This is a genomic window from Pseudomonas sp. B424, from assembly GCF_055408345.1.
In genome coordinates this window covers 74,248-88,602 of the sequence record NZ_JBUZTL010000015.1, presented here as the reverse complement: position 1 = coordinate 88,602, position 14,355 = coordinate 74,248, and the positions used below count along the sequence as shown (strand labels likewise).

General features: G+C 62.8%; 10 protein-coding genes. 7 read left to right on the top strand and 3 right to left on the bottom strand.

All coding sequences use genetic code 11. The features are described 5' to 3' along the window. Positions 1-150 precede the first annotated feature (150 nt). From ACZRMS_RS17345 to ACZRMS_RS17335, 3 genes are all read right to left on the bottom strand, one after another. On the bottom strand, positions 151-2,280 hold the full coding sequence (locus ACZRMS_RS17345) for an oxidoreductase (RefSeq protein ID WP_463996275.1): 2,130 nt from the start codon (positions 2,278-2,280) through the stop codon (positions 151-153). An 85-nt stretch (positions 2,281-2,365) separates the two neighbouring features. Then, complete coding sequence (locus ACZRMS_RS17340; RefSeq protein ID WP_463996274.1) at positions 2,366-3,193, bottom strand: alpha/beta fold hydrolase; 828 nt, start codon at positions 3,191-3,193, stop codon at positions 2,366-2,368. A gap of 17 nt (positions 3,194-3,210) precedes the next feature. Next, positions 3,211-4,542 carry a spinster family MFS transporter gene (locus tag ACZRMS_RS17335; protein WP_463996273.1) on the bottom strand — a complete coding sequence of 444 codons (1,332 nt, stop codon included), beginning with the start codon at positions 4,540-4,542 and terminating at the stop codon, positions 3,211-3,213. 1,757 nt (positions 4,543-6,299) lie between these two features. On the opposite strand from ACZRMS_RS17335, the gene ACZRMS_RS17330 reads away from it, so the two are divergent. The 7 genes from ACZRMS_RS17330 (at position 6,300) to ACZRMS_RS17300 (ending at position 14,255) form a co-directional block, all read left to right on the top strand. Beyond that, complete coding sequence (locus ACZRMS_RS17330; protein ID WP_463996272.1) at positions 6,300-7,034, top strand: SDR family NAD(P)-dependent oxidoreductase; 735 nt, start codon at positions 6,300-6,302, stop codon at positions 7,032-7,034. Between the two features lie 30 nt (positions 7,035-7,064). After that, entirely contained in the window at positions 7,065-7,838 is a 774-nt protein-coding gene (locus ACZRMS_RS17325; RefSeq protein ID WP_463996271.1) for an SDR family NAD(P)-dependent oxidoreductase, read from the top strand. 10 nt (positions 7,839-7,848) lie between these two features. Continuing rightward, entirely contained in the window at positions 7,849-8,478 is a 630-nt protein-coding gene (locus ACZRMS_RS17320; RefSeq protein ID WP_463996270.1) for a nuclear transport factor 2 family protein, read from the top strand. A gap of 12 nt (positions 8,479-8,490) precedes the next feature. Continuing rightward, positions 8,491-9,564 carry an alkene reductase gene (locus ACZRMS_RS17315; protein WP_463996269.1) on the top strand — a complete coding sequence of 358 codons (1,074 nt, stop codon included), beginning with the start codon at positions 8,491-8,493 and terminating at the stop codon, positions 9,562-9,564. Further along, on the top strand, positions 9,561-11,423 hold the full coding sequence (locus ACZRMS_RS17310; protein WP_463996268.1) for a long-chain-acyl-CoA synthetase: 1,863 nt from the start codon (positions 9,561-9,563) through the stop codon (positions 11,421-11,423). The genes ACZRMS_RS17315 and ACZRMS_RS17310 overlap by 4 nt, the downstream gene beginning before the upstream one ends. Continuing rightward, positions 11,416-12,501, top strand: coding sequence for an MBL fold metallo-hydrolase (locus tag ACZRMS_RS17305; protein ID WP_463996267.1), 1,086 nt, complete (start codon positions 11,416-11,418; stop codon positions 12,499-12,501). The genes ACZRMS_RS17310 and ACZRMS_RS17305 overlap by 8 nt, the downstream gene beginning before the upstream one ends. Before the next feature lie 86 nt (positions 12,502-12,587). After that, positions 12,588-14,255: a DUF1302 domain-containing protein gene (locus tag ACZRMS_RS17300; RefSeq protein ID WP_463996266.1), complete on the top strand. Its 1,668-nt coding sequence runs from the start codon at positions 12,588-12,590 to the stop codon at positions 14,253-14,255. Positions 14,256-14,355: the final 100 nt, after the last annotated feature.

Sequence of the window (14,355 nt, the reverse complement as noted above, 5' to 3'; positions counted from 1 at the left end):
CCTTCGCAGAAAAGGACGAACAAGCCAGAAGGTCCCTGTGCCTTCAACGGTGGGAGCGAGCCTGCTCGCGAAGGTCTCAAGAACGCCGCAGGGTTACGGCTTTCGCGAGCAGGCTCGCTCCCGCAGAAGCGCGGCGCGGCGCAAGTTTTTTCAGGCCTCGCGCCCGGCCTTGTGCCCTGCACTGATGGCGCCTTCGATGTAGCCGATGCTCTGGCAGTCGCCAATGCTGGTGGCGCTCAACCCGGCGCGGGTCAGTTCGTCCAGCAGGTCGGTATTGGGTTGGGCGCCGATGGCCAGTACCACCGAGTCGGCCTGGCTCTCTGCGGTTTGCCCATCGGCCAGCTGATAACGCACGCAATGGCCGTCAATGGCGGTCACGGTGGCGCCGGTGATCAACTGGCCGCCGTGCACGCGAATCTCATGCAGCACCCGCCAGCGCCGCACGATGGCCAGTTCCCGGCCAAGGTGGGTGCCGCTTTCCAGCACGCACACCTGCCGTCCGCGAGCGATCAGGAACTCGGCCAGTTCCAGGCCCACCAGCCCGCCGCCGATGATGGTCACGCGCTTGCCCAGAGGCATCCATACCCGGGACAGTTTTTCCATGGCTTCACGGCTGTCGGTGATGCCCGTCAGGCTGCCGGCTTTCATCAGGGCGCGCTGGGTGAAGGACAGTTTGCGCCGGGCGATTTCATCGGCGCGGTCGCCGGTCATCAGGCGTCGCAGTTCGTCGCCGCTCCACACATGGTCCTGGTCAGCCCCGGGGATCGCGGGTGCCGCACGTTCGGCGCCCACGGCCACCAGCACCTGATCGGCAGCCAGATCACGGAGCAGGGCGGGGCTGGCCGGGGTGTTCAAGCGGATATCAATGGATGACTGCTGCACCTGAACCTTGAGGTTGTCCAGCAGGCGGGCGTTTTCGGCGTAGGCCAGGCCGGCAAAAAACAGCGTGCCGCCCAGGCGGTCGCTGCGCTCCAGCAGTGTCACGCGATGCCCGCGCAAGGCAGCAACCCGTGCCGCCTCCATCCCGGCAGGCCCGGCACCGACCACCACCAGATGCCTGGGGCTGGCCGTCGGGCCAATCACGTATTCGAATTCATGGCCGGTCATGGGGTTGACCGCGCACTTCACCCGTTCGTTGACGAAGATCTGGCTGACGCACACGTAGCAGTAAATGCACGGGCGGATGCTGGACTCCTGATCGTTGAGCAGTTTGTTCGGCAGCTCGGGGTCGGCCAGCAGTTTGCGGGCCATGGCGATAAAGTCGCAGTCGCCGCGCTTGAGGGCGGCTTCGCCGGCATCCGGCTCGATGCGCCCCACGGCGATCACGGGCACTTGCACGCTGCGTTTGATTGCACTGGTCCACTCGATAAACCCGCTTGGCTGGTGCACCAGGGGGGCCTCGGTAAACACCGCGCCGTTGGTGATACGGGCACTGGCGGACACGCTGACGGCATCCACCCCGGCCGCTTCGGCCATGCGGGCCACGGCCTTGGCGTCTTCCAGGTTGATACCGCCGGGGGTGTGCAGTTCTTCTGCGTCCAGGCGCAGCCACAGGGCAAATTCGTTGCCGACCCTGGCACGTACCGCCGCAATGATCTCCAGCAGCAGCCGGGCACGGTTTTCCAGGGAGCCGCCGTACTCGTCTGCGCGCTGGTTGTAATAGCCCGAGAGGAAGCCGGCAATGATGTAGCCATGGGCCGCGTGCAACTCTACACCGTCGAAACCGGCGCGTTGGGCACGTTCGGCGGCACAGGCGAACCAGTCGATCATCTGTGTGATGTCGTCGCTGTCCATCACGCGGACCGGTGAGCCTTCGGCGCGGCGCTTCATGGAGCTGACAAAGTTGGCCAGCTCTTCGGGGGTCAGCGCGGCCATCATGTCGCTTTGCAGCACGGGCGGAACCGATGGCACCCACAGTTGCCGACCTTCGGCCATGTCGCGCACCGAGGTCTTGCCGGCGTGTTGCAACTGCATGGCTATTTTGGCGCCGTGCTGGTGGACACGTTCGGCGAGGCGGCTCAGCCCCGGGATAAAGTCATCGCTCGACACCCCGACCTGGAACGGCTCGGCCGTCCCGGCCGGAAACGCCACCGAGCACACGCCCATGATCAACAGCCCGGCACCGCCACGGGCGCGGGCCTCGTAATAGGCTTGAATCCGTTCGCCACAATGGCCATCGGCTTCGGCGAAGTTGGAGCCCATGGGCGCCATGATGATGCGGTTGCGCAGCTCCATGGAGCCAATGCGACCGGGTGCCAGCAACTGAGGGAATTTTGTCATTGTTATTTCAGCCCGAGCGGGTGTTTGGAAGGGGATACGGCCGCCCGCAGGCAGCCGTTGGTCATGCGTGTACAGGGCGCTGCATTCAGCTGCGCAAAAATTCCAGGCACGCCTTGTTGAAGAGTTCGCGGTGCTCAACCTGCACCCAGTGCCCGCAGCGATTGAGCATGATAAATCGCGCGTTCGGGGCGTGGTTCAATACTTTAAGCGCGCCACTGGCCGGGTTGAAATTGTCGTCGCTGCCCCAGAAACCCAGGATGGGTGCTTGCAGCTCTTCGAGGCGCTCGGTCATGTTCGGCACCATCATGGTGGTGAACAGGTTGCGCGGCTGGTGCACGGCCACGGCGACACGCTCGGCGAGCAGGCTGTCTTCCAGCTGCGAGCTGTCGAACAGTTGCAGGCTCATGATCCGGCGCATTTGCTCGATGCCCAGGGGCCCGGCGTTGTACAGCTCGACCATGCGTTGAATGCCGACCATCTTGAAGTAGGTTTCGCGGTCTTCAACGCCGCCGGGGGCCATCAGGATCAGTTTTTCGACGCGCTCGGGTTCGGCCAGCGCCAGGCCCAGGGCAATGGCGCCGCCCAGGGAGTTGCCGAGCAAAGTTGCACGCTTGACCCCGACAGCCTTGAGAAACCCCGACATGGCGCTGACAAAGAAGTCCAGGTTGTACTGGGCATCCTCTGGCTTGTCGGAGCGGCCGAAGCCCGGCAAATCCACCACCAGGTTGCGAAACCCGGCGGCAACAAACTGCGGGTAGTTGCCTTTGAAGTTGCTGTAGCCGCTGGCGCCCGGACCGCTGCCGTGCAGCCACAACACGACCGGGCCGCTGCCTTCATCGAGAAAGTGCAGGCGCAGGCCGCTGTCCAGTGTCACAAAGTGGCCGATGGGCAGGGGAAGGTCTTGTTCGGTCATCACTCAATCTCCAAAAGTCAGGCAGTGGCCGCGTCAACCAGCGATGCCGGGGGCGTGGTCTTGTTCATCAGGTGGTTGCGATAGCGCGGCAATGCCATGGCCAGAAAGACCGAAGCCAGTACCAGCAGCGAGACGCAGGAGGCCAGGGCATAGCGCAGGCCTTCGTTGCCCAGGGTGTGGGCGAAGCCGTCACTGAGCATGCCGATCAGCAGCGGGCCGACACCCACGCCGAGCAGGGTCATGGACATCACGAAAATCGCGGTGGCCTGGGCCAGTCGGGTGGACGGGAACAGATGGGAAATGGCGCCCAGGCAAGGCGTTGCCCACCAGGTGCCGAAGAAGCTGAACACACCGTAGAACAGGAAGGCGGTCGGCACGGGCGTGCTGCCCACATGGAACGCGGTGCCCACCGGCCACAGGAAGTACGCCAGCGCGAACGGGATGCTGATCAGGGTGCCCAGCAGCGGCACACCGATTTGCCAGCCCTTGTCACGGCGCGCCAGGCGGTCACACAAAATGCCGCAGGTCAGGGTGCCGAACGTGGCCCCGGCGCCGCCTGCGACCCCGGCCAGCAGCCCGGCGTCCTGCAGGCTCAAGCCGTGGGAGCGGATCAGAAAGCTCGGGCTCCAGGTACCGATGGCATAACCGGCAATGGCGGCAGAGCCGCCGGTGAGCACAATCCAGAGGAAGGACGGGGTCTGGAACAGCTCCCGAACCGTGACGGCCCAGTGGGCTTGCGCCACTTGATTGGCGTTGACCAGCATGGCGGGTTTGGGTGCGCGCACGGTGAGCAGCAAGAGCAGCCCGAGGAAGATCCCCGGTGCGCCGATCACGATAAATGCGAAACGCCAGCCGTAATGCTGAGCGATCCAGCCGCCCAGGCCCAGCCCGAAAATCGCTCCCAGGCTTGAGCCGAGCATCAGGACCGACAGAGCGGTTGAGCGGCGCTCCGGCGGGTACAGGTCCGAGACCATGGCCATGGACGGCGCGGTGCCGCCGGCTTCGCCGATGGCCACCCCGATGCGGGCGATCACCAGCATCGTGAAGCTGGCGGCAAAACCGCAGAAAATGGTCATCACGCTCCAGGCGATACAGCTGAACGCGATGACTTTTTTACGGCCGATACGGTCAGACAGGCGCCCCAGCGGAAAGCCGAAAATGGTGTAGAAGACTGCAAAGGTCACGCCCGAAAGCAGCCCGATACCGGTATCGGAAATGCCGAACTCGGCTTTTACCGGCTCGATCAAAATGGCCATCAGCAGCCGGTCGATGTAGTTGAAGATATAGATGGCAGCCAAAACGCCTAATGCGTAATGAGTTCGCCAGGTGGGGCGCAAGGGTATGGACACGACGGGCTCTCCCGGTTTTTGTTCTAGTGGATGAGTTATTCCACAGGGCGGGCGTGGTGTACATCGTCCATTCAGACCAGTGGCTCCGGTATGCGCCCTGTGGCTGTTCTCCAGCCGTGGACGAGATGCGAAGGCTGCATGCGATTGTGATGTGCCTGCGTTTTTGCCGGGGGCATATCCATTCGATGTGCCAGGGCGTTTTCGGGTTTCGCCCTTGCTCCGGCCTCCCGAAGGGGCCGGTAGATCAAGAGCAATGCCCGCCGAGGCGGCCGACCGGCCGGCCTGTTTGGCGGCGAGGTCTGCGAGACTCGCACATCTCCTCTGTGGGAGCGGGCTTGCTCGCGATGGCATCGGCGCGATTCAACTCAAATACCGCGCCGCTTGCATCGCGAGCAAGCCCGCTCCCACATGGGGTTGTGCAGTTTCAAGCCTTAACCTTTGCTTTTGCTGTAGCCAGGGGAATGTACAAACAACGCGAATGCCCCCATTCCAGTTGGGCGTGTATTACGGATATGTACTTGGTGTTGCAGTTATTCACCCCGGGTACATATCCATTCGATGCGCCACGGCGTTCTACGGGTTTCGCCCTTACGGCGAGGCACTTTTTCCAAACGCCGAAAAAGTACCCAAAAAGGCTTGCCCCGGCGTACGGCCTTCGCTGCGCTCAGGTGTCCCTCGTTCCGGTCCCGCTCCGTGGGCACGCCGTGACGGGCCATCCTTGGCCCAACACGGCTCTCCCGGCATCCATGCCGGAAGACCCACTGCGCAGAACCTCCACTCGGCCTCCCGAAGGGGCAGGTAGATCAAGAGCAATGCCCGCCGAGGCGGCCGACCGGCCGGCCTGTTTGGCGGCGAGGTCTGCGAGACTCGCACATCTCATCTGTGGGAGCGGGCTTGCTCGCGATGGCATCGGCGCGATTCAACTCAAATACCGCGCCGCTTGCATCGCGAGCAAGCCCGCTCCCACATGGGGTTGTGCAGTTTCAAGCCTTAACCTTTGCTTTTGCTGTAGCCAGGGGAATGTACCAACAACGCGAATGCCCCCATTCCAGTTGGGCGTGTGTGGCGGATATGTACTTGGTGTTGCAGTTATTCACCCCGGGTACATATCCATTCGATGCGCCACGGCGTTCTACGGGTTTCGCCCTTACGGCGAGGCACTTTTTCCAAACGCCGAAAAAGTACCCAAAAAGGCTTGCCCCGGCGTACGGCCCTCGCTGCGCTCAGGTGCCCCTCGCTCCGGCCCCGCTCCGTGGGCACGCCGTGACGGGCCATCCTTGGCCCAGCACGGCTCTCCCGGCATCCATGCCGGGAGACCCACTGCGCAGAACCTCCACTCGGCCTCCCGAAGGGGCCGGTAGATCAAGAGCAATGCCCGCCGAGGCGGCTGACCGGCCGGCCTGGTTGGCGGCGAGGTCTTGGAGACTCGCACATCTCATCTGTGGGAGCGGGCTTGCTCGCGATGGCATCGGCGCGATTCAACTCAAATACCGCGCCGCTTGCATCGCGAGCAAGCCCGCTCCCACATGGGGTTGTGCAGTTTCAAGCCTTAACCTTTGCTTTTGCTGTAGCCACGGGATTAATCAAGCGACGCGAATGCCCCTCACAGAAGGCTGAACTATCCATCCGATGCCTCACCGCGTTCTACGGCTTAGTCCCATCGGACGATGTTCAGCTTTTTCCACCAGTCAATGATTGCTCCCATACACCGCCCGGGGCTTACGGGCGGGCCGGAGTCGGGCAGGTGGGAGAACGATATGAAGTTGCTGAATAAAGTGGCGTTTGTAACCGGTGCAGGGCAAGGCATGGGGCGCGCGATCGTGCGTCATTTCGCCGAGCAGGGAGCCAAGGTTGTCGCGGCCGATATCAACCTTGAGGCCGCACGCCAAAGCATTGAAGGGTTGGGCGACCAGGCACTGGCCGTCTCCTGCAACGTGGCCGACAGCGACTCGGTGGCCACCGCGATGGCCGCCGTGCATGCGCACTTTGGCAGCCTCGATATTCTGGTCAATAACGCCGGCATCGGTTCTATCGATGCCTTCGCGCAAACACCAGACGAGAACTGGCAGCGAGTCATCGGCGTCAACCTTACCGGTACGTTCTTCTGCAGTCGTGAAGCGGTAAAGCTGATGCTTCAGGCAGCCACCCCCGGCGTGGTGATCAATATTTCCAGCACGTCCGCCCTGACCGGTGAAGGTCCTAGCCATTACTGCGCGGCCAAGGCCGGCGTGATGGGCTTGACCCGCAGCATGGCTCGCGAACTGGCCGGCAACGGCATTCGTGTCAACACCATCGTTCCCGGCCCGACCAACACCCCAATGATGGCTGACATCCCGGAAGACTGGATGCAAAGCATGCTCAAGGCCATCCCTCTGGGCCGCATGGGTGAAACCGATGAAATCGCTCGCGTCGCGGCCTTCCTGGCCAGTGATGACGCGGCTTTCATCACCGGCCAAAACCTCGCGGTCAACGGCGGCATGGCGTTTATCTAAACACCGGGCATAGCAATGGGAGAGCAGGTCATGGGTACTCGTTTACAAGGCAAGGTTGCATTTATCACCGGTGCAGGCTCGGGCATTGGCGCGGCTACAGCGCTGCGGTTTGCCGAGGAGGGCGCACTGGTGGTGCTCTGCGGTCGTCGCATCGAACCGCTTCAGGCCGTGGCCGCACAGATCCGTGATGCCGGTGGCCGCGCCGAATGCGAGGTGGCCGATGTCAGCAATGAGGCCGCCTATGTCGGCGCCATCGATGCAGCGGCCAAACGCAACGGCCGGCTGGATATTCTGGTCAACAATGCCATGGCCTACAGCTGGGGCGCGATTGACAGCACCTCGACGGCTGACTGGCACTCCAACTTTGCGACCACCGTAGACGGTACCTTTTGGGGGACGCGTACGGCCATGGGCCTGATGCGCGCTCAGGGCAGCGGTTCGATCATCAACCTGGCTTCGATCTGCGGTCAGTTCGGCACGCCGTGGATGGCCGGTTATTCCGCTGCCAAGGCCGCCGTCATCAACTTCAGCCGCGCCGCTGCCAGCGAAGGCGCAAGCCACAACATTCGCTGCAACGTGGTCAGCCCGGGTGTGGTTGAGACGCCCGCTACGGCCGGCATGCTCACCGACGACAAAACCCGCACCAACACCGAAAAACTGATCCCGCTCAAGCGCGTTGGCCAACCGATCGAAGTGGCCAACGCCATTCTGTTTCTGGCCAGCGACGAAGCCTCGTATATCACCGGTGCCTGTTTGCCAGTCGATGGCGGGCGCAGCAGCGAGCTGTACACGGTTTTGGAATAAGGACACTTTTATGGAACAGAACGCCTTGCTTGCCCGTCTCGATCGGCTGGAGTCGATTGAAGAAATTCGCCAGTTGGCCGGCAAATACTCCTTGTCGCTGGACATGCGCGACCTGGATGCCCACGTCAATCTGTTTGCCGAAGACATCCGCGTCGGCCGCGAAAAAACCGGGCGTGCGCACCTTAAAGCCTGGGTCGATGACACCCTGCGCGACCAGTTTCACGGCACCTCCCACCATCTGGGCCAGCACCTGATCGAGTTCACCGACCCTGACCATGCCGTGGGCGTGGTGTATTCCAAGAACGAGCACGAGACGGGCCCCGAGTGGGTCACCATGCAAATGCTCTATTGGGATGACTACGAGCGGATGGAGGGGCGCTGGTATTTCCGTCGTCGCCTGCCGTGCTACTGGTACGCCAGTGACCTCAACAAGCCACCGATCGGCACGCAAAAAATGCGCTGGCCGGGACGTGAACCCTACGCCGGTACCTTCCACGATCTGTTCCCGTCCTGGACCGAGTTCTGGGCCAATCGCCCGGACAAGGACCAACTGCCCCAAGTGGCCACAGCGGCCCCGGTCGAACACTTTCTTGCCACCCTGCGCCGTGGGGCTGGCGCACCGAAAATTCGTGTGCGCTAAGGAGCCACCCCTATGAGTATTTTGTTTGAACCTGTGCGCCTGGGCGACCTTGAGCTGGCCAACCGCATCGTCATGGCACCCATGACCCGCAGCCGCGCCGACCAGCACGGGGTACCGACTGGCGAAATGGTCGAGTACTACCGTCAGCGTGCGTCGGCCGGGCTGATCGTGGCCGAAGGCACTGCGCCTTCAGCCAGTGGCCTGGGCTATTGCCGTACCCCGGCGATTTACAACGCCGAGCAGATCGCAGCCTGGAAGGCTGTGACCGATGCGGTCCACGCCGAAGGCGGTTTGATCGTGCTGCAACTGATGCACGTCGGCCGTGCTTCCAGCGCTCACAACAAGCCGGCAGGGGCGGCGACGGTCGCACCGTCGGCCCTGCGCGCACGTACCCAGCTGTTCACAGACACCGCCGGCATGGTGGACACCGATGAACCCCGGGCCCTGTCCTTGCAAGAGATCGAGCAGGTCATCGAGGAGTATCGCCAGGCCGCGTTGAATGCCCGCGAAGCCGGGTTCGACGGGGTTGAGTTGCACTGCACCAGCGGCTATTTGCCGATGCAGTTCATGGCCTCGGGCAGCAATCTGCGTGACGACCAGTACGGCGGCAGCGTCGAGAACCGCGTGCGCTTCCCGGCGCAGGTGCTGGCGGCCATGGCCGCGGCCATCGGTGCCGGGCGCGTGGCGCTGCGCCTGTGCCCGGGCAACCCGTTCAATGACATCGATGACGCAGACCCGCTGGCCACCGCAGTGGCGCTGTGCAAGGCCGCCGAACCCATGGGGCTGGCTTACGTGCATATCATGCGCTCGCCCCTGGCCGAACTGGACGCTTTTGCCCTGGCCCAGCGCCATTGCAGCAACGGCCTGATCCTCAATGACGGGTTTGACGGTGAGTCGGCAGAAGCGGCGCTGCAGGCCGGGCAGGGCGAGGCCGTGTCGTTTGCGCGGCACTTTATCGCCAACCCGGACCTGGTAGAGCGCCTGCGCAAAGGCTTGCCCCTGGCCCGTTTCGACCGCAAGACCCTGTACTCCCCGGGCCCGGAAGGCTACAGCGATTACCCGCTGGGCGAGGCGGTGGTGCAATGAACGATATGTCCCGGATCAGTACTGCAACGGCGCCAAGGCAGCAGCCGGTGCCGCGGGAGCAAACCCAGGCGCTGCTGGACTTGCGCTCTGCGGCCAGTGCCCAAATCAAACCGGCAGACCTGTACACCCTGGCCGACCGTCTTGAGGCGCAGGCCCAGGCTTTTCCCGAGCACACGTTCTTGATCGATGGCGACCAGCGCTTCAGCTACGCCCAGGTCAATGCCCAGGCCGATCGCATGGCCCACGTGTTTTACGAAAAGGGCTTGCGTGCGGGCCATGTGTGCGCGATTGCCATGGAGAACCGTCCGCAGTTTTTCTTCTGCTGGTTTGGCCTGGTCAAGCTTGGCGCGGTGGTGGCGTTTATCAACACCCAGGTCAACGGCAAGGCTCTGGTGCACGCACTGCAATCCACAGCGGCCAAAGCGGTGGTGGTCGGCGAGGAGTGCCTGGCCAACCTGCTCAGCACTGAGGGCCTGCCGGATGTGCCTCTGTGGCTGGTCGAGGATAAGCAAAACCCCTTTGCCGGTGAGTTGCCGGCCAGTGTCGATATCCACTTTGGGGAGCAGATTGCCTGTGCCCCGGGCACGGTCTTCCCCCGTGAAGTGCGTGCCGACGTGACGGCGCAAAGCACCACCCTGCTGATTTTTACCTCGGGCACCACCGGCTTGCCCAAGGCTGCGCGCTACAGCCATATGCGCTGGATGTCCTCGGGGGACGTGATGGAAGTCACCCTGGGCGCCACCTGTGATGACGTGTTTTATTGCTGCCTGCCGTTGTACCACGGCGCGGCCGCCACTTCGGTGACGTCGACCGCCTTGCGGGTGGGCGCGAGCATTGTGGTGCGGCGCAAGTTCAGCGTGCGTGAGTTTTGGCCCGACGTGCGCCGCAACCAGATCACCGTGTTCCAGTACATCGGCGAAATTTGCCGTTATCTGCTCAACCAGCCCGTGGTGGCCGGTGAGCGCGAACACAGCCTGCGGTACATGCTCGGTGCGGGTCTGACGCCCGAGTCATGGCAGCGCTGGCTGGAACGCTTCGGCCCGATCCAGGTGTTTGAAGGCTGGGGCGCCACCGAAGCCAACGCCAACCTGATCAACGTCGACAATTACGTGGGCTCTTGTGGCCGGGTGCCGGACTGGAGCCGCACCAACCTGCGACTGGTGCGTTACGACGTCGAAAGCGACAGCCACCCAAGGGACGAGAACGGTTTTTATCAGCTGTGCCAGCCCGGTGAAATGGGCGAGGCCATGGGCTTTATCGTGGATCACCCGCTGATTGGCGGCGGGCGCTTCGAGGGTTACACCAGCGAGGCTGCCAGCGAGAGCAAGATCCGGCGCAACGTGTTTCAAACCGGGGATGCTTACTGGAGTTCGGGCGATCTGCTGCGCTACGACGACGACGGCTATTTCTACTTCGTAGACCGCATTGGCGATACCTTCCGCTGGAAAAGCGAAAACGTCTCGACCCTGGAAGTGGCGGACACCCTCAGCGACATGCCCGGCCTTGAGCTGATCAACGTGTACGGCGTGCAGGTGCCGGAACATGAAGGCCGTGCCGGCATGGCTGCGATTTTGATGCAGGCCGGGCACAGCTTTGATCCGCAGGCGTTCTATGAACTGACCGAAGCGCGTTTGCCTCGTTATGCGGCGCCGGTGTTTGTGCGTGTATCGGCGGCGGCGGACCTGACCAGCACCTTCAAGTTGCGCAAGGTGGATTTGCAGCGCCAGGGCTACGCCCCGGGGTTGTTTGCAGACCCGCTCTTTGTGCGCGATGAAAGCACCCGCACCTATCAGCCTTACTCGTTGCAGGTATTGGCCCGTGCCGGCCTGCCGCCCTTTACAGGCAGCGGCCATGAGTGAATTCGACGCCCAGGGCCACCAATGGCGTGACGGCTTGCGCTACCCCTGGCCGCTGGCCCCGGCCAACGGCCAGGTACAGCAAGTGGCCGAGGGTGTGTTGTGGCTGCGCATGCCGCTGCCGTTCGGGCTCGATCACATCAACCTGTATCTGCTGCGACACGGCGATGGCTGGGTGGCGGTCGATACCGGTTTGAACAGCGAGCAATGCCGCGCGGTGTGGGAGCAAGTGTTTGTCGAGGTTCTGGCAGGCTTGCCCCTCAAGGCGGTGATCTGCACCCATTTTCACAGCGACCACACGGGTGTGGTCGGCTGGCTGGCCGAGCGTTTTCGGTGCCCGGTGTTGATGACCCTGGGCGAGTTCGAGGCGCTGCACCACGGCCCGCCGCAGGCCGTTGCGCCGGACTGGGCATTTCTGGATTTCTATCAAAAGGCCGGGTTCAGTGCCGAGCGCGCCACCGCATTGTTGCCGCTGATCCAGGGCGAACACTTTCGCCCGCAACTGGCTGCCGGGTTTACCCGTTTAAGTCATGGCAGCGAGCTGACTATCGGCGGGCGCCGCTGGCAAGTGGTGATGGGCAACGGGCACTCACCGGAGCACGCGTGCCTGTATGCCCCGGACGACGGTTTGCTGATCTCGGGCGACCAGGTGTTGCCGCGCATCACGTCCACCATTGCGGTGTATGTCACCGAACCCGAAGCCAATCCGTTGCGTGACTGGCTGGACTCTATCGAACGGCTGCGCGTGATCCCCGACAGCGTGCTGGTGCTGCCGGCCCATGAACGGCCGTTTTTCAATCTGCATCGGCGACTGGATCAGTTGCGTGACCACCACCTGAACCATTTGCAGCAGTTGCTCCAGGCCTGCGAGGAACCGCGCACGGCGCTGCAGATGATGGCGGTGTTGTTTAAAAAACTGTCAGGTCGTTTTGACGAACTGATGGCGCTTGGGGAGACGTTGGCTCACGCCAATTACCTTATGGCCGAGGGGGCGCTCGTTCGTGAGGAACAAGGAGGGCTGCATCGTTATCGGGCAGCCCCGACAGGAGTCGTGAAGTTCGACCCGCTTGAGTTGATTTAAGCAGTGGCTATAGGCGCGGTATGCAGAACGCAATGACGCTTGAACCCATCGAGGCGGCCATCGAGTCGTCAATCAGGAGAGGCAGAGTGATCAATAAAAATAACAATAAATGTCTTGGGCAGCGCCCGCACGGCTACCAGGTCAGTGGCCTGGCGATCGCGGTTGCACTGGTATCCAGCCCGTTGTGGGCAGGGGACACCATCGAGTTTGAAGACGGCACCACCATTGATTGGTCGGTCACCACCAGTTACGGCATCGGCACGCGTCTGGCCAGCCCCAGCAACAGGCTGATGGGGGTTAACGCCGATGATCCGAACCGCAACTTCGAGCAGCACAGCCTCACCACCAACCGGGTGGGCGCGCTGGGCGAGATGATCTTGCGCAAGGACAACTACGGCGCGGTCGTACGGGCCAGTACCTTCTATGACGACGTGTACCACCGCAAGAATGACAACGACTCACCGGCCACCGTCAACAAGTACGGCAGCAATGACGAGTTCACCAGCGACACGCGTTACTACAGCGGTGGCCGCACCAGGTTGCTTGACGCCTACGTGTTCGGCGGCTGGCGCTTCGAGAACGACACCATGCTCGACGTCAAGGCCGGGCGCCATATCGAGTCGTGGGGCGAGAGCCTTTACTACCCGGGCGTCAACGGCGTACAGAACCCGTCCGATGCGGTAAAGGCCGCGCAGCCCGGGGTTGAGGTCAAGGAAGTATTGCTGCCGGTCGGTCAGTTCTCGGCGTCGTACCGGATCAACCCTGAAATCACCCTGGGCGGCTACGTGCAGTACGAGTGGAAGGGCACCGAACTGCCGCCGGTGGGCAGCTTCCTGTCGACCTCGGACGTGATCGGGCCGGGCCGCGAGTTTTTGTACATGGGGGCCAACAAGGTGCCTTATCTGGGTACCGATGAGCCACGTGACAGCGGTCAGTGGGGTGCGCAAATCCGCTGGCGTCCGGTCACTGACATCGAGTTGTCGCTGTTCCATGTGGTCTATCACGATAAAAACCCGGCCACCGCCTTGGTTGGCTGGGACCCGGCACCAGGTGGCCCGGGTGGTCTGGCTTACAAGGCCAACGGTTATCGGGTCAAGTACTTCGAAGACATCAAACTGACCGGCGTCAGTGCCACCACCAAGCTGGGTGAATACCAGCTGGGTGCGGAGTGGTCCTATCGCGACGGCGCCCCGGTGATGGTCAATACCGGACTGGGCCCGGTGCCTGCCAAGGGCAAGGGTCAGCAGTTCCAGTTGTCGGCAATGCGCATTCTGGGTGACCGCCCTTGGGCCAGCCAGACCACATTGACCGGTGAAATCGTCACCGTGCGTGCGGACCATGCGGACGATACGTCGGCAGCCCCGAACCTTGAAGGTGTAGGCCTGTTGCCGTCGCTGGCGCCGTCGGTGCAGCCGTCCAATGACTACACCTACAAGACCGCTACGGCCTGGCGCACCCGCTCGGCGAGTGCGTACACCGTGGGCGCCTCGTTCAGTTACCCGGGTGTGTTCCAGGGCTGGGACCTTGAGGTTCCGTTCACCTTCTCGAACGTGTTCAGCGGTGCGGCCCCGATGTCCGGGACCATCGCCGGGGTGGCTGGAGATCGCCGCCTGAGTGCGGGCACGACCTTCAAGTACTTGAGCAACCTGGAAGTGTCGCTCAAGTACATCGGGTACCTGGGCTCGCCTGACCCGATCTACCGTCCGCTGGCAGACCGTGACTACGCCACGTTCTCGATGAAATACACCTTCTAACGACTTGCCCGTCCCCTGTGTGGGGGCGGGCTTGCTCGCGATACAGGCACTGAGGTTTTGCAGCAGAACCGCGTCGGTGCCATCGCGAGCAAGTCGAATC